Source organism: Ruegeria sp. SATB027, from assembly GCF_059613825.1.
Genome location: NZ_JBXWTH010000048.1, coordinates 15,145 through 35,620, shown reverse-complemented (window position 1 = coordinate 35,620; position 20,476 = coordinate 15,145). Strand labels below are relative to the sequence as shown.

Here is a 20,476-nt window from a genome sequence, read left to right as displayed (position 1 = left end):
TTAGGCGCTGGCCTTTTCCCGCGCCGATGACTGGGGCACAGGCCCGCGCAGTTCCTCGTAGTGATCAAAGCTCAGCTTGACCCACCCGGTCCCGCGCGTGGCACTGGCAAGGGTGCGGTGCAGCTCGTCCTCGGCAACGGCGGGCAATTGGGCATTGAATATCTCCCAGCCCGTCGCATTCGGGTTGCCCTCAAATCCCAGAACTTGCCCCTGAAGGGTGCTGATCGTTGGTACGAGATCGCCCACAAAAGCCGAGGGCAGGTGTATCTCGGCGCTCAGGATCGGTTGCAGGACGACAGGTTTGGCCTGTGGCAATGCCTCGCGCACCGCGTTCTTGCCTGCGGTCCGGAAGGCATAATCCGAACTGTCCACATTGTGGTGTTTGCCATCGCTCAGGGTCACTTTGACATCAACTACGGGAAAGCCTTCGGGGCCTTGTTCCAATGCGTCCTTGGCTCCGTGTTCCACAGACGGGATGTAGTTCTTGGGAACGGCACCGCCCTTGACCACCTCATCGAACTGGAACCCCGATCCGCGCGGCAAAGGCGCGACCGAAATCACCACATCTGCGAATTGCCCCGCGCCGCCGGACTGTTTGCGATGGCGATGGCGATGCTCAACCGTTGCGCGGATGGTTTCGCGATAGGCGGTTTCCACCTGTTCCGCCTCGATCTCGATCCCGAAATCCTCGGCCAGCTTGGCGGTCACGCGGCGCATATGCTGCGGACCTTGCGAGCCGAGGATCGAATGGCCGCTCATCTCATCCTGTTGCAGGTGCAGGCCCGGATCGATTTCGGCCAGACGGCTAAGGGCGTTTGACAGGCGCACATCGTCCCGCTCATGCGCGGGCGAGACGACCTGACGATGCGCGACCGGATGAGACGACGCCCATTCCGGCAGTTCCGTCGCGGAGGAACTGTCATAAATGTATCCGGGGTTGAGGTGATCGGATTTGACCGCCAGTCCGATCTGCCCGGCCTCCAGCGTGGCGATCTGGGTCTTGGCGTCCAGTGTTGTCAGGTTGCCGACGGTTTCACCGCCCAACGCCTCATGCGCTTTTACCCCGTCCCCAAGGCCGCGCAGAACGATGATCTTTCCGATATGCTTTTTGACATCCGCAAATCCAGCGATGGCACGGGCACTTTCGGCGGCCTCGTCCCGTCCGGCCGCGATATCAAACTCTGGGGCCTCATGACGCAGCGCTTTCATCAGGCGCGTCAGCCCGTTGCCGTGGCTTGCGGCGCCCAGGCAGGCGGGGATCAACTGATGATTCTGTAGAACCTGAGCGGCCAGCTCATAAACCTCATCGCTTGGGGGCTGTTTGTCTTCGATCAGCTGTTCCAGCAGGTGGTCATCGAAATCGGAAAGTGTTTCAAGCAACTCGGTCCGGGCTTCCTGCTCGCGATCCTCGACAGATTTGGGCAGCTCGATCAGGGCCGACGGCTGGCCCTCCTGATACTTCCACGCCCGCTCCGAGATCAGATCGACCGCGCCGATGATCGTGTCCCCCTCGCGGATCGGGACCTGACGCAGGGCGATGTGATGTGTGCAATAGGTTTGCAGCGCCGCGATGATGTCGCGGATGCGGCCATTGGGGTTGTCCATGCGGTTGATGAAAAGAAAACAGGGAATGCCCGCCTCTTCCACCAGCCGAAGATAAGGCGCACACAGCACAGCGGCATTTGGATCGGGCGGTACCACGATAACGGCAGCGTCCGAGATTGCCATGGCAGGCCCGACATAAGCGAGGGAATCGCCACCCCCATCCACGTCGACCGCGCACCAGGGCTCGCCCAGGTAAGAAAAACCGTGCAAGTGCACGGTTCCGGAAACATCGAATGTGGTCGGGCGCCCGTCGAGGCGGCTGATGGCCTCGACCAGGGTAGATTTGCCCGACTGGCTGGGCCCGAGGACGGTGAATACGCGCATGAGTGTTGTCCCTCTTTCAGGTTGCAGAATGGCTGCACGAAAAGGGCCGTCCGACGCAGTTGCGTCAGCTAGGACTGTCTGTAATTTGCCCGCCTCAGGCCGCAGGGCGAAACATCACCCTACAGCTTGAGTGTGGGAAAAACCGCAGGCGTGCGTCAAGCCCCCGATGTGTTTTGTGCTTTACGGGCTGATTGTTGCCCGCAAAAAGAGAGGTCAGATCGCCGAACTGTGCCCGGCTTTGCTGAGGTCGTAAGCGTCAAAGCTGCGGGCAACCATCCGAGTCAGCGCGCGCGCCTCGGGGGGAATGAACAGTCCTTCCTCGCTGATTTGCAGCAGCCCGTCGAATGAGGCGTTGGCGGCACGATACATCTCGTTCAGCGCTGCGGCCGAGATATCGTGATCGCGCAGGATTTCAGCCGAATCGATCCGGAAATCGCACATCAGTGCTTCGATCAGACGGGCGCGCAGAATGTCCTGACCTTTGAACAGGTGCCCGCGGGATGTCGAGAACTGCCCGTTGCGAATGGCCTTGGTATGAGCAGACGTAGCCGGGGCATTCTGCGCATAGCCTTGTGGAAAGCGCGAGATCGAGCTGGCCCCGACACCGATCAGCACATCGGCCTGATCGTCGGTATAACCCTGGAAGTTCCGCTTTAGACGACCCGCGCGCAGGGCATGGGTCAGCCCGTCATCCTGTGTGGCAAAATGGTCGATGCCGATCTCGGCGTAGTTGTCCCACAGGAACAGGCGGCGGGCGGTGTCGAACAGTTCCAGCCGTTGTTCGGGCGTTGGCAGTGCGTCCGACGGGATCAGTTGCTGCCGTTTGGCCATCCACGGCACATGGGCATACCCATATAGCGCCACGCGATCCGGGCTGAGCGACAAAAGCTTCTGCACGCTTTCCGTCATCCGGGCTTTGGTCTGATGCGGCAGCCCGTAAAGGATGTCCGCGTTCAGGCTGGCAATGCCACGTGCGCGGATCATGTCGATAGCGTCGCGCGTGGTATCGTAGCTTTGAATGCGGCCAATGGTTTTCTGGATTTCATCGTCGAAATCCTGCACCCCGATCGAGGCACGGTTCATGCCTGCCTCTGCCAGCGCATCCAGACGTGCCTCGTCAATCTCGTTCGGATCGATTTCAACCGAGAATTCGGCATCCGGCCCCATGGGGACGATCCGCAGAATGTGCTGTGCCAGATCGCGCATCAGCTGGGCATTCAGCAACGTTGGCGTACCGCCGCCCCAGTGCAGGCGCGACAGGACCACCCCCGCGGGCAGGCGCGCCGCCAGCAGGTCCAGCTCGGCTTTCAGAACATCCACATAGGCAATCACCGGATTGTCGGTTTGTGTGCCTTGCGTTCTGCAGGCGCAAAACCAGCACAGCCTGCGGCAGAACGGGACGTGGATATAAAGGGATATGGCGCTGCCGGGTTTGATTCCCGAAATCCAGTCGCCAAACATGTCCGCCCCCACGTCATTGTTGAAATGGGGCGCTGTGGGATAGCTTGTGTAACGCGGTACTTTCGCGTCAAAAAGTCCAAGCTTTGCCAATTGTGGTTTCACTATCATGACGATACCCTTAGGGGGCAGGCGACTTAGGTGCTTTGACGGAGATCAAGTGGAAACGCAGATGACAATAAAAGCACAGTTCGATCACTCAAATTGCGAAGACTGCCCGATACGACATCGCGCGGTCTGCGCCCGCTGTGACGCGGACGAGCTGGAAGCGCTTGACGGCATTAAATATTACCGCAGTTTCGAGGCGGGTCAGACCATCATCTGGTCGGGCGACCAGATGAACTTCGTCGGCTCGGTCGTATCGGGAATCGCATCGCTGACGCAAACCATGGAAGACGGGCGCACCCAGATGGTCGGTCTGCTTCTGCCCAGCGATTTCGTCGGTCGCCCGGGGCGCGACGTTGCGCCTTACGATGTACAGGCGACAACGGATGTCGTGATGTGCTGTTTCCGCAAGAAACCATTCGAAGAGCTGATGGACGAAACGCCTCACATCGCGCATCGCCTGCTGCAGATGACATTGGACGAGCTTGACGCCGCCCGCGAATGGATGCTGGTTCTGGGTCGCAAGACAGCGCGCGAAAAGATTGCCAGCCTGATTTCGATCATTGCCCGGCGGGATGCGTCGATTGGTCAAAAGGGCCTGTCGGGACCGATCGTGTTCGACCTGCCCCTGACCCGAGAAGCCATGGCGGATTATCTGGGACTTACGCTTGAGACGGTCAGCCGCCAGATTTCAGCTCTGAAAAAGGACGGTTTGATCTTACTGGAAGGCAAACGTCACGTGACCATCCCCGATCTTGGGCGACTCATGGAAGAAGCAGGCGACGATTCCGATGGCGGGTTTCTGGTCTGACCAGTCTTTCATTCGGCAGAATTCGCTTACCGCGACCATCCGGTCGGTTCACGTACTAACATAGGAGTGTGGCATGGGGTTCAGCAGTCTGTTGGCAATGCTGTTCATTGGCGCAATCGCCGGATGGCTGTCGGGAAAGATCATGGAAGGCCGTGGGTTCGGCCTGATCGGTAACATCATCGTCGGCATCGTAGGCGCGTTCCTGTCGGGCATGATCTTTCCGGCGCTTGGTTTTTCCGTTGGCGGGGGCCTGTTCTCGTCGATCCTTTTCGCGACAATTGGGGCCGTGATCCTGTTGTTCCTGATCGGCCTCATCCGCCGGGGGTGAAAAAGCCGCCTGTCGAGGCGGCTTTTTAACTTGATTGGGTCAGTGCGCCAGGAACACCGGAACCGAGGATTGTTCCAGCATGTTCCGGGTCGCCCCGCCCAGAATGGCTTCGCGAAAGCGGGAATGACCATAAGCGCCCATCACGATCATGTCCGATTCGGTATCCGTCGCGTGGCGATTAAGGATATCCGAGACGCGGGTCATGGTCTTGCTGAGCACGTCGATCTCGCATTTGACACCATGACGGGCCAGCATCTGGGACAGCATCCCACCCGGGTCTGACCGGTCCGGCCCATGCTGTGGCGGGTCGATGACCACAATACGGACGATCTCGGCCTGTTTGAGGAAGGGCAGGGCCCGCCGGATGGCGCACATGGCCTCGACGCTTTCGTTCCAGGCGATCATGATGTTGCCCGGGGCTTTCAACGGCGCGCCGCTGTCGGGAACTACAAGAACCGGGCAATGTCCTTCGAACATGGCCGCTTCGATAATGGGTTCGGCCTCGGCCCCGCGACCTTCACCATACGGATGCGGCAGGATCACAAGGTCGGAAAACCGGGCCCGGTGCGCGACGTGGCGCCCGATATCAGCAATCTGTGCAACGCCGTGTTCGGCGGACCAGCGTACGCCGGATTTGCCGAGATAATCATTGGCAAAGGTCAGCAAATCCTGTGCTTCGGCATTGGCCCGGTTCAGCGTTTCCTGAACGATCAACGCATTGGCACCCGCATAATAATAACCTGTCTGACTGCGATCGACACCCAGACACAGGACTTCGGCATGGGCATCCTGAGACTCGGCCAGGGCCACAATCTGCGCCAAAGCAGCCTGTGCAGTCTGCGTTTCGGTCATGACTGTGAGAAGAGATTTATACGCCATTTTGACCTCATGTTTCGGGCAATTGGTCTCATGTGACCTGTTAGCCCTTTTCTACTACCATGCGTGTCATAGAAAACGCTGGGCTGTCTTGATACAGATCAAAGCAATGAGGGTGGCCGTGCTTCAGAACGGCAGCCAGTCAAATGGGTTTCGCGCGTCATAAGAATCAAAAGCGCGCGGAGCATGGCAAAGGGACGCAATATGTCGAATTACATCAAGCTGATCGTGCTTGGTCTGATCGCGCTGTTTGCAGCGATCGGAACCAATTATGCACGCGATTTGGCGTATCAGGTACATGCGCTGCTGGTGATGCTCATCGCCGGTGGCCTGTTCATCTGGACGCTTCGAAACACTGACGAGCCAGATATTCAGATCGACCGCTCGGGCGAATACATGGATGGCGTGATCCGCTATGGCGTGATCGCAACTGCCTTCTGGGGCGTGATCGGGTTCCTCGCCGGGACCTTTATCGCGTTTCAGCTGGCGTTTCCGGTACTGAACTTCGAATGGGCGCAGGGTTATCTGAACTTTGGTCGTTTGCGTCCGTTGCACACCTCGGCAGTCATTTTTGCCTTTGGCGGTAACGCATTGATCGCAACCTCGTTCTACGTGGTTCAGCGTACCAGCGCGGCGCGGCTTTGGGGCGGAAACCTCGCGTGGTTCGTGTTCTGGGGCTATCAGCTGTTCATTGTGCTGGCCGCAACCGGCTATGTGCTGGGCGGAACGCAGTCCAAGGAATATGCCGAACCTGAATGGTATGTCGATCTGTGGCTGACCATTGTTTGGGTCGCCTATCTGGCTGTCTACCTGGGTACGATCATCAAGCGGAAAGAACCCCACATCTATGTGGCCAACTGGTTCTATCTGGCCTTTATCGTCACCGTCGCCATGCTGCATCTGGTCAACAACATGACCATCCCGGTCAGCATCTGGGGTTCGAAATCGGTCATCGTCTGGTCAGGCGTGCAGGATGCCATGATCCAGTGGTGGTATGGCCACAACGCTGTGGGCTTCTTCCTGACCGCGGGTTTCCTGGGCATGATGTACTATTTCATCCCGAAACAGGCCGAACGTCCGGTGTTTTCCTACAAGCTGTCGATCATCCACTTCTGGGCGCTGATCTTCCTGTATATCTGGGCCGGTCCACACCACCTGCACTATACCGCGCTGCCTGACTGGGCGTCGACGCTGGGCATGGTGTTCTCGGTGATCCTGTGGATGCCGTCCTGGGGTGGTATGATCAACGGTCTGATGACCCTGTCGGGGGCCTGGGACAAGCTGCGCACCGATCCGATCATCCGCATGATGGTCATCTCGGTCGGCTTCTACGGCATGTCTACCTTTGAAGGTCCGATGATGTCGATCCGTGCTGTGAACAGCCTCAGCCACTACACCGACTGGACCATTGGTCACGTGCATTCGGGCGCGCTGGGCTGGAACGGCATGATCACTTTTGGTGCGCTGTACTTCCTGGTGCCTGTCCTGTGGAAGCGCGAGCGTCTGTACTCGCTGCAAATGGTCAGCTGGCACTTCTGGCTCGCCACGATCGGCATCGTGCTTTATGCCGCGTCGATGTGGGTCACCGGTATCATGGAAGGCCTGATGTGGCGTGAAGTGGATGCAAACGGCTTCCTGGTGAACTCGTTCGCTGACACCGTGGCCGCCAAGTTCCCAATGTATGTGGTGCGTGCTCTGGGTGGCGTGATGTTCGTCGCTGGCGCCGTGATCATGTGCTACAACCTGTGGATGACTGTGCGGAAAGCGCCGGCCAAAGAGGCCAGCCTGACCGTCGCGGTCCCGGCTGAATAGAGGGAGGGCCGGAGCAATGGCAATTCTCGACAAACATAAGATCCTCGAGACCAACGCGACCCTCCTGCTGATCTTCAGCTTTCTGGTCGTGACCATCGGTGGCCTGGTGCAGATCACCCCGCTGTTCTATCTTGAGAACACCATCGAGAAGGTGGAGGGCATGCGCCCTTACACCCCTCTCGAAATGGCAGGGCGTGAGATTTACATCCGCGAAGGCTGCTATGTCTGTCACAGCCAGATGATCCGCCCGATGCGGGACGAGGTCGAGCGCTATGGCCACTACTCGCTGGCGGCTGAATCGATGTATGACCACCCGTTCCAGTGGGGATCAAAGCGTACCGGACCTGATCTGGCACGTGTGGGTGGCCGCTATTCGGATCAGTGGCAGATGGACCACCTGCGCAACCCGCAGTCTGTGGTGCCTGAATCGGTGATGCCAAAATACGGCTTCCTCGAACATCGCAAGATCGACGGCAAGTATATCGGTGACATCATGGCGACCAATGCGGTTGTCGGCACCCCCTATACCGACGAGATGCTGGAAAACGCGGTTGCCGATTTCAGCGCGCAGGCCGATCCTGACAGTGACTACGACGGTCTGCTCGAGCGGTACGGTGACAAGGTTAACGTGCGCAACTTCGATGGTCAGCCTGAACTGACCGAAGCCGACGCGCTGATCGCCTATCTGCAAATGCTGGGTACGCTGGTCGATTTCTCGACCTTTACCCCGGATGCAAGCCGTTAACAGGAGGGTGTGATGGAAGAATACACACTTCTTCGACAGTTCGCGGATAGCTGGATGCTGCTTGTGTTGTTTGTCTTCTTCGTTGGCATCGTGATCTGGGTTTTCCGCCCCGGTGCCAGCAAGGAATACAAGGACACCGCCAACATCCCCTTCCGGCACCAAGACAAACCCGCCACACCCAAGGAGGCGCGGCAATGAGCAAGACACCTGATAAACAGCCGGGCGATCCTAATACAACCGGGCACAGCTGGGACGGGATCGAGGAATTCGACAACCCCATGCCGCGCTGGTGGCTATGGACCTTCTACGCCACCATCTTCTGGGGCGTGATCTATACGATCATGTTTCCGGCCTGGCCCCTGGTCCATGGCGCGACAGCCGGTGTGCTGGGATGGTCAACCCGTGAAAACGTACAGCAGGACATGGTGGCCTTCGAAGAGGCAAACGCGCCCTGGAACGCCAAGCTGGTGGAAACTTCGCTGGAAGACATCTCTAAGGATGCAGAGCTTCAGCAATATGCCGTGAACTCGGGCGGTGCGGTGTTCCGGACCTGGTGCGCACAATGCCATGGTTCGGGTGCGCAGGGTGCGCCGGGTTTCCCGAACCTGCTGGATGATGCCTGGCTGTGGGGTGGAACGCTGGACGACATCGTCTACACCGTCAGCTACGGTGTCCGGAACGAAGAAAGCGACGATGCGCGCTATTCCGAGATGCCGGCCTTTGGCGAAATCCTCGAACATGAGGAAATCACGCAGGTGGTCCAGTACGTCATGTCGCTGAGCAACGCCCAGACCGACGATGCGGCAGCGCAGGCAGGCAAAGTTGTCTTCGAAGACAACTGCGCGGCCTGTCACGGCGAGGATGGCACAGGTGATATCTTCCAGGGTGCGCCGAACCTGACTGACGCGATCTGGCTTTACGGTGGCAGCGAAGAAACGCTGACGGAAACCGTAACTTACAGCCGCTTTGGCGTCATGCCGAACTGGGATACCCGCCTGACCGAGGCGCAGATTCGCGCCGTATCTGCCTATGTCCACCAGTTGGGCGGCGGTCAGTAAGATATAAAGAACACCTTCGGGCGGTTCGCCGCCCGAAGGCTGGGGCACCGGCTGTTCCATCTGTTCGCGCGTTTCCTGAACAGCCGGTGCTTTTTTCCCACAATAAGGCCACTTAAACCTGTGGTCCAGATTCAGGTTTACTGTTCCCTGCGTCAAAAGTTGCTCGGATCCACCTCGCGCGGGTTTTTAATCCACCAATGACCTTCCGGCAGCCAACGGCGTTTGTGGCGACCCGGCTTTGGCGCATCGCGAATATGCGGCGCATTGATCCGGGTTGCGGTCATGAAAGATCTGGCAAAAACAGTCAGCATGGTTGGTCTCCTCTGCACGGGTATCTCTGCAATAAAGATTGACCTTTGAGGTGCTGAATGCGACTCAAATACCATTCCATAGTGTAAGTCAGGATTACATATGAATTGGTTGTCGCTTCCCCCGTTGGCCGCGCTGAGGGCGTTTGCGGCATTTGCTGAAAAACGCAACGTCGTCGAAGCTGGTGCTGCGCTAAACGTAAGCCATGCGGCGATTAGCCAACAGTTGCGCGTACTTGAGAAACATCTGGGTGCTGCCTTGCTGGATCGAACCGGCAAAGCCATGACCCTGACCGCCGATGGCGAACACCTGGCCCGAGCCCTGCAACTCGGGTTTGCCGCGATCGAGGCGGCAGTGGGGGATTTGACGCGGTCTGGTCAGGATCGCCCGGTCCACGTGTCGCTGACATCTTCTTTTGCGGCCTCTTGGCTGATGCCGCGCCTGCCGGCCTTTCGCGAAACCCACCCCGAGGTGAACCTGATCCTCGATCCTACTGCGGAAATTGTCGAATTGCGACCGGGTGGGATCGATATTGCCATTCGGTACGGCCCCGGCGGTTGGACCGGTGTGCAATCTGAAATGCTGTTGCAGTCGCCCGTGGTCATCGTCGCCGCCCCGAAACTGCTGGGGGAAAAGACATCATGGACTCCGACCGAGCTGGCCCAGCTGCCCTGGCTTGAGGAAATCGGCACCACCGAGGCGACGACCTGGCTGGCCGAACACGGTGCCGGTCCTGAACGCGGCGCCGGGCGCACCGAGTTGCCGGGAAACCTGGTACTGGACGGACTGAGGGCCGGGCAGGGGGTCACTGTCACAGTGCGACATTTCGTCGAGCCGGACATCAAGGCCGGTCGTATTGTCGAGCTTTATGCAGAGCCGGATACGCGCGGTTACCATATTGTGACGCCAAATTCGGCACTTAGACCCGCAGTAAAGACATTTGTGACGTGGTTGAGGCGTCAGGCACGGGAAATGTGATAAAAGGTGTCTGTACGATGCGCGTTTTGACCCATGTCAAAGTTGCTATGCACGTGATCTGGAAGAACACACACTCAGAAGAGCCAGTACCGGAGCCAGCCTGTGAGCGATTCCAACCCCACCCCCAGCCTATACGCCGCACGAGAACCGATCTTTCCAAGACGCGTTTCTGGGCCATTTCGAAACCTGAAATGGATCATCCTCATCGTGACACTGGGCATTTACTACGTTACGCCCTGGATCAGATGGGATCGTGGCCCCAGCCTGCCGGATCAGGCCGTGCTGCTGGATCTGGCAAACCGGCGCTTCTATTTCTTCTGGATCGAAATCTGGCCGCACGAGTTCTATTTCGTGGCGGGCCTGCTGATCATGGCGGGGCTGGGTCTGTTTCTGTTTACTTCTGCGCTGGGGCGGGTCTGGTGCGGGTATGCCTGCCCGCAAACGGTCTGGACTGACCTTTTCATTCTGGTCGAGCGCTGGATCGAAGGCGACAGGAACGCCCGTTTGCGCCTGCATCGTCAGGAAAAGCTGGATTTCCGCAAGGCACGGCTCCGGGTGACGAAATGGGTGACCTGGTTCCTGATCGGTCTGGCCACCGGCGGCGCCTGGGTGTTTTATTTTGCGGATGCGCCGACGCTGCTCCGCGATCTTGTGACGGGTAACGCGCATCCCGTCGCTTACACGACGATGCTGGTTCTGACCGGCACGACCTTCTTTTTTGGCGGGTTCGCCCGCGAACAGATTTGTATCTACGCGTGTCCTTGGCCGCGCATTCAGGCCGCGATGATGGATGAAGACACGCTGGTCGTGGGATACCGCGAATGGCGCGGCGAGCCGCGCGGCAAAGGCAAGCGAACAGCCGATTCCGAGTTGGGGGATTGCATCGACTGCATGGCCTGCGTGAATGTCTGCCCTGTTGGGATCGATATCCGGGATGGTCAGCAGCTTGAATGTATCACCTGTGCCCTTTGTATCGACGCGTGTGATGACATGATGGCCAAGATCGGCAAACCGCGCGGGCTGATCGACTATATGGCGCTCAGCGACGAGCCACGCGAACGCTCAGGCCAACCGCCCAAGAATGTCTGGAAACACATCTTCCGGCCCCGCACGATCCTGTACACCTCGTTGTGGTCACTGGTGGGGTTTGCGCTGCTGTTCGCCCTGTTCATTCGCTCTGACATCGATCTGACCGTAGCGCCCGTGCGCAACCCGACCTTTGTCACCCTGTCAGACGGCACCATTCGGAACACCTATGATGTCAGACTGCGCAACAAGCACGGCGAGGACCGCCTGTTCAAATTGTCTCTGGCGGGCGATCCGTCGATGCGACTGGAAATTGAGGGAACCAAGATCGATACTGTGAATGTCACGGCGGATACGGCACAATTGACCCGTGTATATATCGTGGCATCCCGTGACAGCGGTCCGGCGGCAGCAGAAGCGACACCAGTGCGGATCTGGGTCGAAGACCTCAGCAGCGGCGAACGCGCTTACAAGGACACCACGTTCAACGGACGGGGGAACTGATCATGGCCGAACGTAAATTCACCGGAAAGCACGCTCTGGCGGTGTTTGTCGGTGCCTTTGGCGTGATCATCGCGGTGAACCTCGTGCTGGCTTATAATGCGGTGAAAACGTTTCCCGGGCTGGAGGTCAAGAATTCCTACGTTGCCAGCCAGGAGTTCAACGATCGCCTGAAAGAGCAGCAGGCATTGGGCTGGACGGTTCGGGCAGAAACCAAAGGTGGCCTTCTGATCCTGCATATTACGGACGCGACCGGTGCACCGGTTCAGGTCAGCGAGTTGCAGGCGGTGGTTGGCCGCGCAACCCATGTGCGGGACGATTTTGCACCGGATTTCACCTTTGACGGCGCGGCCTATGCCACGCCTGCCACGCTGGGCAAGGGCAACTGGAATATCCGGTTGGTCGCGCGTGACGGCAGTGGCGCCGAGTTTTCGCAGCGCGTTCCGCTGTACGTGAAAGGATAGCCGATGACGGCGCAGCTTTCATCCGGTACGGCGGCCTGTCCGGGGTGTCTGGCAGCACCAGCAGAACCCGCGCGCCCGATTCCGGAAGATGTGCAGATTGCCCTGTCCCTGCCGGGCATCCACTGCTCGGCCTGTATCGCGACGGTCGAACGTGAACTGAACGCCCATCCCGGTGTCGAAGACGCGCGGGTCAACCTGACTCTGAAACGGGCGATGATCAAAGCCGCGCCGGAAACCCGCGCGGCCGATTTGATCCCGGTGCTTGAACAGGCAGGTTTCGAAGCGCACGAGCTTGACCCCGGCGCTTTGTCGGCAACACAGGCGGACAAGGCGGGGCGTGACCTGCTGATGCGACTGGCCGTCGCCGGGTTCGCATCCATGAACGTGATGCTGTTGTCGGTGTCGGTCTGGTCCGGCGCAACAGACGCGACGCGCGACATGTTCCACTGGATTTCCGCTGCAATCGCGCTGCCTGCCATTGCCTTCTCGGCTCAACCTTTCTTTGCCAACGCCTGGAGCGCCCTGCGGGTGCGGCGGCTGAACATGGATGTGCCGATCACGCTGGCGATCCTGCTGGCGCTGGTCACCTCCCTGTGGGAGACCGCACTGAGCGGAGAGCACGCCTATTTCGATGCCGCGCTAACCCTGACTTTCTTCCTGCTGGCAGGCCGGTATCTGGACTACCGCACCCGCGCCGCAGCCCGATCCGCCGCAGAAGAGCTCACCGCTCTGGAAGTGCCGCGCGCGATCCGTATCGTGGACGGGGTGGAGGCCGAAGTTGCAGTGGCCGATCTGAAGGTCGGTGATCTGATCCTTGTGCGCCCCGGTGGCCGAATGCCGGCGGACGGTCAGATCGTGTCTGGTCAGTCCGAACTGGACCGCTCGCTGTTGACGGGGGAAACCCTGCCGGTGTTTGCCGAAGCCGGCCAGCAGGTCAGCGCGGGCGAGGTCAACCTGACGGGTCCGCTGACCCTGCGCGCGACAGCTGTGGGGCAGGATACGTCGCTGCACCGGATGGCGGATCTGGTGGCCATCGCTGAATCGGGGCGGTCCCGCTATACCTCGCTGGCCGACAAGGCCGCCAAGCTTTACGCGCCCGGTGTCCACATCCTTTCGGCGCTCAGCTTTGTGGGGTGGTACATCTATTCGGGCGATTTGCGCACCGCTCTGAACATCGCCGCGGCGGTTCTGATCATCACCTGTCCCTGCGCCTTGGGTCTGGCTGTTCCGGCAGTGACCACCGCTGCCTCGGGCCGGTTGTTCCGCAAGGGTATGCTGATCAAGCACGCAACCGCGCTCGAACGGTTGTCCGAGACCGACACCGTGGTGTTCGACAAGACGGGCACACTGACCTCGGGTGCGCCGGAACTGGTCAATCTTGGCGACCACGCCCGCGCACAGGTCGAGGTCGCGCTGGCCTTGGCCGAGGCCTCCGCGCATCCCTTGTCCGTGTCATTGGCAAAGGCCGCGCGGCAGGCCGGGATCAAACCTGCTAACGTCCGGGACATTACCGAAGTGCCGGGATACGGCACCCAAGGGGAATACCGCGGTCAACGCGTTCGTTTGGGCCGGGCCGCATGGGTTGGCGCACAGCAGGGCGCGGAAACGTCCGCCTGGCTTGCAATTGGCGACGATGCGCCCTTGGCGTTCCGCTTCTCGGACGCGTTGCGCCCGGGCGCGGACGAGGCGGTGGAAGCGTTGCGCGCGTCGGGCAAGCATGTGCTGTTGATCTCGGGGGATTCGAAAGGTGCCGTGCGCGCATTGGCCGAGAAGCTGGGAATAACGGATTGGGTCGCCGAGGCTTTGCCGCAGGACAAGGCACAGCGCATTCAGGACCTCAGGGACCAGGGCCGCAAAGTTCTGATGGTGGGGGACGGCCTGAACGATACGGCTGCTTTGGCGGCGGCACATGTGTCGATCTCTCCGGCCTCGGCGCTGGATGCGGCGCGGGTTGCCTCGGACATCGTTCTTCTGGGCAATGACCTTCTGCCCATTGCGGATGCCTGCGATACGGCCATCAAGGCCACCCGTCGCATTCGCGAGAACTTCCAGATCGCAACCGTTTACAACGTGATTGCCGTTCCGCTGGCCGTGATCGGACTGGCGACACCGCTGATCGCGGCCTTGGCGATGTCGACCTCGTCGATTACCGTATCGCTGAACGCATTGCGGCTGAGGTAACCCTGATGGAAGTGCTTGCCTATCTGATCCCGATTTCCCTGTTTCTGGGGGGCGTTGGTCTGGTCGCCTTTATCTATACCGTTCGTTCCAATCAGTACGAAGACCCCGATGGCGATGCGCGCCGCATCCTGAGTGACGAGTGGGACGACAAACCCAAACCCTGACCAATCGCCCGATACGCACAGAGTTCATCCAAGCGCCCTTGAAATTGCCGCAATGCCCGGCTATGTCCGGCCCATCCGCAAGCAGAGAGAACACGCCAAATGGCCACCACCAACCCGATCCAGTTCATTCAGCAAGTCCGTGCCGAAGTTTCCAAGGTCGTCTGGCCGACCCGGCGCGAAGTGCTGTTGACCACGGTCATGGTCTTCATCATGGCGGCGCTGACAGCTGTGTTTTTTGCTTTGGTCGATCTGGGTATCCGGGGCGGCCTTCAGCTAATTCTCGGCGCTTTCGGCTAAGCCGGTCCAGGCGGGGGCAAATACGACTGCCCCTTGCACCTCGCGCGATGTCAGAGTAGGTGACGCATATTCGGAATGGGCGTGTGGCGATTCGGGTCACGCGCCGCTTTTTATTCCGGATGACGTGACAGGATTTAAATGACGGGTGTGTCCGCAATATGTGATGCCCCGAAGACAAACAAGGACGACAGGTTCATGGCGAAACGGTGGTACTCGGTCAGCGTTCTTTCGAATTTCGAAAAGAAGATCGCAGAGCAGATCCGCACGTCGGTGGCTGAACAGGGCCTTGAGAACGATATCGACGAAGTTCTGGTGCCCACCGAAGAGGTGATCGAAGTGCGCCGGGGCAAGAAGGTCACCACCGAACGCCGCTTTATGCCGGGTTACGTGCTGGTGCATATGGAAATGTCGGATCAGGGCTATCACCTGATCAACTCGATCAACCGCGTCACCGGCTTTCTGGGCCCGCAGGGTCGCCCGATGCCGATGCGCGACGCCGAGGTGAACCAGATCCTCAACCGCGTTCAGGAAGGCGAAGAAGCGCCCAAGCTGATGATCACCTTCGAGATCGGCGAGAAGGTCAAGGTCAACGACGGCCCGTTCGAGGATTTCGACGGCATGGTCGAAGGCGTGGACGACGAGGCGCAGAAGCTGAAAGTATCGGTCTCGATCTTTGGCCGCGAAACCCCAGTTGAGCTGGACTTTACTCAGGTCACGAAGCAGAGCTAAGCGCGCTTCCAGAGAAATTCGAAACGCCGCGATGTGAAAGCATAGCGGCGTTTTCAGTTTCAGCCCTGCACGGGCCTATACAGTTTTCAAATGGGCTTACTGCGACTGAACCATGGCTGCGCGCAAAAGCTGCGGGCGGTCGGTCTGGGACGGCAGGAAGACCGCCTGCGACCCGGCATCCAGCGCCGAAAGGCTTGCATCATACCATTGCATCGCAAGATCGCGGCGCGCCTGAACACCAAAGCCTTCGCGCAGATGGTGACCGACCAGTTCTCCGTATGCGGGTTCACCCATGGCAACCAGCATCAGCGCAGACCCAACTGCGGTATCCATGTTGTCCTGACGATATCCCATCGCAAGGCAGACCTTGCTGGTTGCGGCAAGATCAGCAGGGCTAAGACCCGAATCCAAGGCAAGCTTGCGCACCTGGGTTTCAGCCTCTGATTTCGAGTTGATAGACAGCGCGTCAACTTGCGGTGCCAACATGTCGCCAAAGGCGGCGCACTGGTCTGCGACCTGATCGGGTGTAAGACCCTGAATGCCCTGCATCAGCTCTTCGCCCTGTGCCATCGCATAGCTGCGGGCAAGGCAGAACTGCTCGCTGAGCGCAAAGTCAGGATCGGACATGTTAGACAGGGTCGTATAGCCGCCATTGGTCGACGTTTGCAGCATGACCCCGCTGCACCGATTGGCCAGCGACGGGCCTCCGGTTCCGCCGGAAAACAGGCTCGGCAGGCTGGCTGTCGTGGTTTCAGTGGCGCTCGTTGCCGGTTCGGCCTGTTGAGGCGTGATAACCGGGATGGCCGGTGCCTGGGTCTGAGGTGCCGCCGCCAAGGCAGAGCCGGTTTGCACCTGTTGGCGATAGGCCATCAAGAGCGGTTGACCCGAAAGCTGGGTTGCCGCCTGCCCACCGCTTGTCGCCCAGTAATAGGCCTGCATCAGAAAGTCATACTGATAGGGCTGGAAGTCATAGCCATTCACAGGATAGCCCATGGACACCTGGTAGCGTTCGATCGCCGACCGGGTTCCATGCCCGACCTGCCCATCGACACGCCCGGCGTTATAGCCGAAATAGTTGAGCGCGGTCTGCGTTTGCGCCCCTTGCGAGGTCGATGGAATGCCCGACCGGTAGGTCTGGCTTGAAGACCGGGACTTTTTCTTTTGCTGGTCTTTGCCGATCGCGTATCCGACGACCCCGCCAACGACAGCACCGCCGATAAAGTCGCCCGCATCGGCCCGCGCGGTCTGGGGAACGGCTGCTGCAAAAGACAGCGCGGCGATTAGCATAGTGAATAAACGAATAATCATGACGAACCTCCGAACAAATTTGTTCTGACCAAGTATAGCACAGCCGCAGCATGGCGCGGTTATTTATGCGGTGCAAGGAACGAAGCCTCGGTAGTCTTTCAATCGGGTGCCGGGTTCGCTCCGGTTTTTTCAAGCAAATTAAACCCTTAATATGGTGCGATACCTTGTGTTTCAGGCCGACTGGTTTTTCCTGGCTTTGACCGGAATGATCAGCACTTTCCCGCCCTGGCGCGTCAACGCCGGTGTTCATCGACTTGGAACTCGATTCGGTGATCCCGAATTGAAAGGCAGGCCACTTGCCAACCCCCATGATCCCCTGTAAATGCCGCCCCATCGTCTTCGGGCGAGATTCTCTCGTGGGAGGTTACCGGGGTCGCGATCCTGGGCCGGACCACGCAACAAAATCCGGGTGAGACGCGTTTCACCCTAGTTGAAAGGAAAACCAAATGGCTAAGAAGCTTGCTGGTACAATGAAACTGCAGGTTCCTGCAGGTCAGGCGAACCCGTCGCCGCCAGTTGGTCCGGCGCTGGGTCAGCGCGGCATCAACATCATGGAATTCTGCAAGGCGTTCAACGCCAAGACCGCAGATATGGAGCCCGGCGCGCCGTGCCCGACCGTGATCACCTATTATCAGGACAAGTCCTTCACCATGGACATCAAGACGCCGCCCGCGTCTTACTACCTGAAAAAAGCTGCTGGTCTTAAGCCGGTCGGTAAGCGTAACCGCCCCCGCGGCGCGGAAAACCCAGGTCGCGAGACCGTGGCAACCGTGACCTCCAAGCAGGTTCGTGAAATCGCCGAAGCCAAAATGAAAGATCTGAACGCCAACGACGTCGAAGGCGCAATGCAGATCATCCTGGGCTCGGCCCGCTCCATGGGCATCGAGGTGAAGTAAGATGGCAAAACTCGGTAAACGTACCCGCGCTGCGCGCGAAGCCGTCGCTGGCAAGGAAAACCTGTCGGTGGACGAAGCTGTTGCCCTGGTCAAAGCCAATGCAACTTCGAAATTCGACGAGACCATCGAAATCGCGATGAACCTGGGCGTTGACACCCGTCACGCAGACCAGATGGTGCGCGGCGTTGTCGGACTGCCGAACGGCACAGGCAAAGACATGCGCGTTGCTGTGTTCGCACGTGGCGCGAAGGCTGACGAAGCGAAAGAAGCAGGCGCGGATATCGTTGGTGCAGAAGACCTGATGGAAACCATTCAGGGCGGCTCCATCGAATTCGATCGCTGCATTGCAACCCCGGACATGATGCCGATCGTCGGTCGTCTGGGTAAGGTTCTGGGCCCCCGTAACCTGATGCCGAACCCCAAGGTTGGCACTGTGACCATGGACGTGAAAGCAGCCGTGGAAGCAGCCAAAGGCGGTGAAGTTCAGTTCAAGGCGGAAAAAGGCGGCGTTGTGCACGCAGGCGTTGGCAAAGCGTCGTTTGACGAAGCCAAGCTGGTCGAAAACATTCGCGCTTTCGTCTCGGCTGTTGCACGGGCCAAGCCGTCGGGCGCCAAGGGCACCTACATGAAGAAAATCGCGCTGAGCTCGACCATGGGCCCTGGTGTGACCGTTGATGTGGCAGAAGCTTCGGGCGAATAAGCCTGACCTACGCCAAAGCAATGTTGCGGGCGGTCCCTTCGGACCGCCCATTTTTTTAGCTGAACCGCAACGCTGTGTGGCTGGCTGTATCGCCGGTCAGGGTGAAGAAGCTCCGGTCTTCAATGGGCACCCATTTTCCTGTGCCCTTGTCCAGAGGCTCGGACGCGATGACCCTGCCGCCGTGGTCCAGCCCTTCCCCGAAATACAGGGACGGGCTGCGCTGGTCGCTGGAATATCGAAACGCATACAGGCTCTGCCCATCTGAAAAGGCGACGGCCATGCGATCCGGTTGCGTCCGATGACCGTCAAGCGCATCGATCTGACGCAGAGTTGCGACAACAGCGTCCTGCGGCGCATCATCCAGCCCGTTTGCCAGCAGGAGCAGAAACAGAAGCTCTGAATCCGTCGACCCGCGCCGCGCCGCATAAAGTTCGTCCGGCAGTGAGGATTCAAGCTGTCTTCGCAAACGCCCGAACTCGCCAATCTGGCCATTATGCATGAAGGACCATTTGCCAAACGTGAAAGGGTGGCAGTTTGCGCGCGACACTTCGCCGAACGTCGACGCGCGGACATGGGCCAGAAACAGCGAGGATTTTATCATCCTGCAAAGATCGACCAGGTTACCATCCGACCACGCGGGCAGGACATCCCTGTACAGGCCGGGGCGATCCTGGTCTGCGTACCAGGCCATACCAAAGCCATCGCCATTGACGGCAAGTTTAGCTTCGGCCGCGTGCTGGCTTTGCTCCAGCAAGGAATGCTGGGGCCGGATGACGATGTTTTCAAGCGGGATACTTGGTCCGCAATAGGCGGCAATTCTGCACATTTGTTCTGATTCTTCTTGTTTCTGAGAAAAATTGTCGGGTTACAGTCTTGAACTTGGAACAATGTCACGAACTATTTTGCCGTCAGCCCTGAAATTCGACCAAATCAATTGCTCGTCACCGCACTTTATCTTGTGGTTCTGGTCATCCCTTGTTGCTTCTGATTTATCCCAATTTACCTCTTGGAAACCCCGGCCATCTGTCCTAAGTAGACCTGCGGAATAAAGCGTGCGATTCGTCGTGCGCTTTATTTTGTTTCGTCCAAGACGGTGGGTGGTGCCATATGGCCCCTTAATTCCCTGCCTGAGACGGGTAAGACCAAAGAATTCTGAGGGTCCCACCCTCGGGCGAGTTTTGGCCAATCCCGTAACAACGGACCTGAACGCCGGGGCGCAAGCCGCGGCAAATATGAGCCGGGGTGAGATCTCACCCCTAACTTGGAGAGAACTGTGGATAGAGCCCAGAAAGAGAAAGTGGTCGAGGAACTCGGCCAAATCTTCGAAAGCTCTGGCGTCGTAGTGGTTGCCCACTACGCCGGTCTGACAGTTGCCGAGATGCAGGACCTTCGCGCACGTGCCCGTGACGCGGGTGGCTCCGTGCGTGTTGCCAAGAACAGGCTCGCCAAAATCGCCCTCGAGGGTAAGCCGTGTGCAAGCATGGCCGACCTGCTGACAGGGATGACCGTTCTGACCTATTCCGAGGACCCCGTGGCAGCAGCCAAGGTGGCCGAGGACTTCGCCAAGGATAACAAGAAATTTGAAATCCTCGGCGGTGCAATGGGCGAGAACGCTCTGGACCGCAAAGGCGTTGAAGCCGTTTCGAAAATGCCGTCTCGCGAGGAGCTTATTGCTTCGATCGTGGGCTGCATTGGCGCACCTGCTTCGAACATCGCCGGCGCGATTGGCGCACCTGCAAGCAATATCGCAAGCATCCTTTCCACCATCGAAGAGAAGGCGGAAGCTGCGTAAGCGGTTGGC

At 59.0% G+C, this 20,476-nt stretch carries 22 protein-coding genes; 16 read left to right on the top strand and 6 right to left on the bottom strand.

Annotation, left to right across the window (positions count from 1 at the left end; translation table 11 throughout):
• Together AC2FPW_RS15255 and hemN are read right to left on the bottom strand one after the other, a co-directional pair.
• Entirely contained in the window at window positions 1–1,929 is a 1,929-nt protein-coding gene (locus tag AC2FPW_RS15255; protein ID WP_496814365.1) for an elongation factor G, read from the bottom strand.
• A 213-nt stretch (window positions 1,930–2,142) separates the two neighbouring features.
• Window positions 2,143–3,498, bottom strand: a complete 1,356-nt coding sequence (gene hemN, locus AC2FPW_RS15250) for an oxygen-independent coproporphyrinogen III oxidase (RefSeq protein WP_496814364.1) — start codon at window positions 3,496–3,498, stop codon at window positions 2,143–2,145.
• Between the two features lie 61 nt (window positions 3,499–3,559).
• On the opposite strand from hemN, the gene fnrL reads away from it, so the two are divergent.
• Together fnrL and AC2FPW_RS15240 are read left to right on the top strand one after the other, a co-directional pair.
• On the top strand, window positions 3,560–4,303 hold the full coding sequence (fnrL, locus tag AC2FPW_RS15245) for a transcriptional regulator FnrL (protein ID WP_267363531.1): 744 nt from the start codon (window positions 3,560–3,562) through the stop codon (window positions 4,301–4,303).
• Window positions 4,304–4,376: 73 nt separating this feature from the next.
• Window positions 4,377–4,631: a GlsB/YeaQ/YmgE family stress response membrane protein gene (locus AC2FPW_RS15240; protein ID WP_209598278.1), complete on the top strand. Its 255-nt coding sequence runs from the start codon at window positions 4,377–4,379 to the stop codon at window positions 4,629–4,631.
• Window positions 4,632–4,670: 39 nt separating this feature from the next.
• Here AC2FPW_RS15240 and AC2FPW_RS15235 read toward each other — a convergent pair whose 3' ends face one another.
• The gene (locus AC2FPW_RS15235) at window positions 4,671–5,510 is read right to left on the bottom strand and encodes a universal stress protein (protein WP_267363529.1); all 840 of its coding nucleotides are present in this window, start codon (window positions 5,508–5,510) and stop codon (window positions 4,671–4,673) included.
• Between the two features lie 201 nt (window positions 5,511–5,711).
• On the opposite strand from AC2FPW_RS15235, the gene ccoN reads away from it, so the two are divergent.
• The 4 genes from ccoN to ccoP are packed head-to-tail and all read left to right on the top strand — an operon-like array spanning window position 5,712 to window position 9,122.
• Window positions 5,712–7,319, top strand: coding sequence for a cytochrome-c oxidase, cbb3-type subunit I (gene ccoN / locus AC2FPW_RS15230; RefSeq protein WP_480508578.1), 1,608 nt, complete (start codon window positions 5,712–5,714; stop codon window positions 7,317–7,319).
• A 16-nt stretch (window positions 7,320–7,335) separates the two neighbouring features.
• Complete coding sequence (gene ccoO / locus AC2FPW_RS15225; protein ID WP_480484688.1) at window positions 7,336–8,064, top strand: cytochrome-c oxidase, cbb3-type subunit II; 729 nt, start codon at window positions 7,336–7,338, stop codon at window positions 8,062–8,064.
• 12 nt (window positions 8,065–8,076) lie between these two features.
• The gene (locus tag AC2FPW_RS15220; protein WP_267363526.1) at window positions 8,077–8,262 is read left to right on the top strand and encodes a cbb3-type cytochrome c oxidase subunit 3; all 186 of its coding nucleotides are present in this window, start codon (window positions 8,077–8,079) and stop codon (window positions 8,260–8,262) included.
• A complete protein-coding gene (gene ccoP, locus AC2FPW_RS15215; protein ID WP_267363525.1) occupies window positions 8,259–9,122 on the top strand; it encodes a cytochrome-c oxidase, cbb3-type subunit III in 864 nt (287 codons plus the stop codon). Before AC2FPW_RS15220 ends, ccoP begins: the two co-directional genes overlap by 4 nt.
• Before the next feature lie 152 nt (window positions 9,123–9,274).
• Here the strand turns inward: ccoP and AC2FPW_RS15210 are convergent, their stop codons facing one another.
• On the bottom strand, window positions 9,275–9,433 hold the full coding sequence (locus AC2FPW_RS15210; RefSeq protein WP_480488890.1) for a hypothetical protein: 159 nt from the start codon (window positions 9,431–9,433) through the stop codon (window positions 9,275–9,277).
• Window positions 9,434–9,533: 100 nt separating this feature from the next.
• Between AC2FPW_RS15210 and AC2FPW_RS15205 the strand changes: the two genes are divergently transcribed.
• The 7 genes from AC2FPW_RS15205 (at window position 9,534) to nusG (ending at window position 15,771) form a co-directional block, all read left to right on the top strand.
• On the top strand, window positions 9,534–10,409 hold the full coding sequence (locus AC2FPW_RS15205) for a LysR family transcriptional regulator (protein WP_496814362.1): 876 nt from the start codon (window positions 9,534–9,536) through the stop codon (window positions 10,407–10,409).
• A gap of 102 nt (window positions 10,410–10,511) precedes the next feature.
• Window positions 10,512–11,939 (top strand): cytochrome c oxidase accessory protein CcoG, encoded by a 1,428-nt coding sequence (gene ccoG / locus AC2FPW_RS15200; protein WP_480484692.1) that lies wholly within the window; start codon window positions 10,512–10,514, stop codon window positions 11,937–11,939.
• Between the two features lie 2 nt (window positions 11,940–11,941).
• Window positions 11,942–12,400 (top strand): FixH family protein, encoded by a 459-nt coding sequence (locus AC2FPW_RS15195; protein ID WP_209507766.1) that lies wholly within the window; start codon window positions 11,942–11,944, stop codon window positions 12,398–12,400.
• Window positions 12,401–12,403: 3 nt separating this feature from the next.
• Complete coding sequence (locus AC2FPW_RS15190) at window positions 12,404–14,581, top strand: heavy metal translocating P-type ATPase (protein ID WP_496814361.1); 2,178 nt, start codon at window positions 12,404–12,406, stop codon at window positions 14,579–14,581.
• Window positions 14,582–14,586: 5 nt separating this feature from the next.
• Entirely contained in the window at window positions 14,587–14,745 is a 159-nt protein-coding gene (ccoS, locus tag AC2FPW_RS15185) for a cbb3-type cytochrome oxidase assembly protein CcoS (protein WP_209507770.1), read from the top strand.
• A 99-nt stretch (window positions 14,746–14,844) separates the two neighbouring features.
• Window positions 14,845–15,042 (top strand): preprotein translocase subunit SecE, encoded by a 198-nt coding sequence (gene secE, locus AC2FPW_RS15180; RefSeq protein ID WP_170427365.1) that lies wholly within the window; start codon window positions 14,845–14,847, stop codon window positions 15,040–15,042.
• A gap of 195 nt (window positions 15,043–15,237) precedes the next feature.
• Window positions 15,238–15,771 (top strand): transcription termination/antitermination protein NusG, encoded by a 534-nt coding sequence (gene nusG / locus AC2FPW_RS15175; protein ID WP_209507773.1) that lies wholly within the window; start codon window positions 15,238–15,240, stop codon window positions 15,769–15,771.
• A gap of 96 nt (window positions 15,772–15,867) precedes the next feature.
• Here nusG and AC2FPW_RS15170 read toward each other — a convergent pair whose 3' ends face one another.
• On the bottom strand, window positions 15,868–17,079 hold the full coding sequence (locus AC2FPW_RS15170) for a peptidoglycan-binding domain-containing protein (RefSeq protein WP_267363515.1): 1,212 nt from the start codon (window positions 17,077–17,079) through the stop codon (window positions 15,868–15,870).
• Between the two features lie 446 nt (window positions 17,080–17,525).
• On the opposite strand from AC2FPW_RS15170, the gene rplK reads away from it, so the two are divergent.
• Both rplK and rplA read left to right on the top strand, forming a co-directional pair.
• Complete coding sequence (gene rplK, locus AC2FPW_RS15165; protein ID WP_010440985.1) at window positions 17,526–17,975, top strand: 50S ribosomal protein L11; 450 nt, start codon at window positions 17,526–17,528, stop codon at window positions 17,973–17,975.
• Between the two features lies 1 nt (window position 17,976).
• Window positions 17,977–18,675: a 50S ribosomal protein L1 gene (rplA, locus tag AC2FPW_RS15160; protein WP_480484697.1), complete on the top strand. Its 699-nt coding sequence runs from the start codon at window positions 17,977–17,979 to the stop codon at window positions 18,673–18,675.
• Window positions 18,676–18,730: 55 nt separating this feature from the next.
• Here the strand turns inward: rplA and AC2FPW_RS15155 are convergent, their stop codons facing one another.
• Window positions 18,731–19,501: a class II glutamine amidotransferase gene (locus AC2FPW_RS15155; protein ID WP_496814360.1), complete on the bottom strand. Its 771-nt coding sequence runs from the start codon at window positions 19,499–19,501 to the stop codon at window positions 18,731–18,733.
• 447 nt (window positions 19,502–19,948) lie between these two features.
• Between AC2FPW_RS15155 and rplJ the strand changes: the two genes are divergently transcribed.
• Complete coding sequence (gene rplJ / locus AC2FPW_RS15150; protein ID WP_209507785.1) at window positions 19,949–20,467, top strand: 50S ribosomal protein L10; 519 nt, start codon at window positions 19,949–19,951, stop codon at window positions 20,465–20,467.
• The last annotated feature ends 9 nt before the right edge of the window (window positions 20,468–20,476 follow it).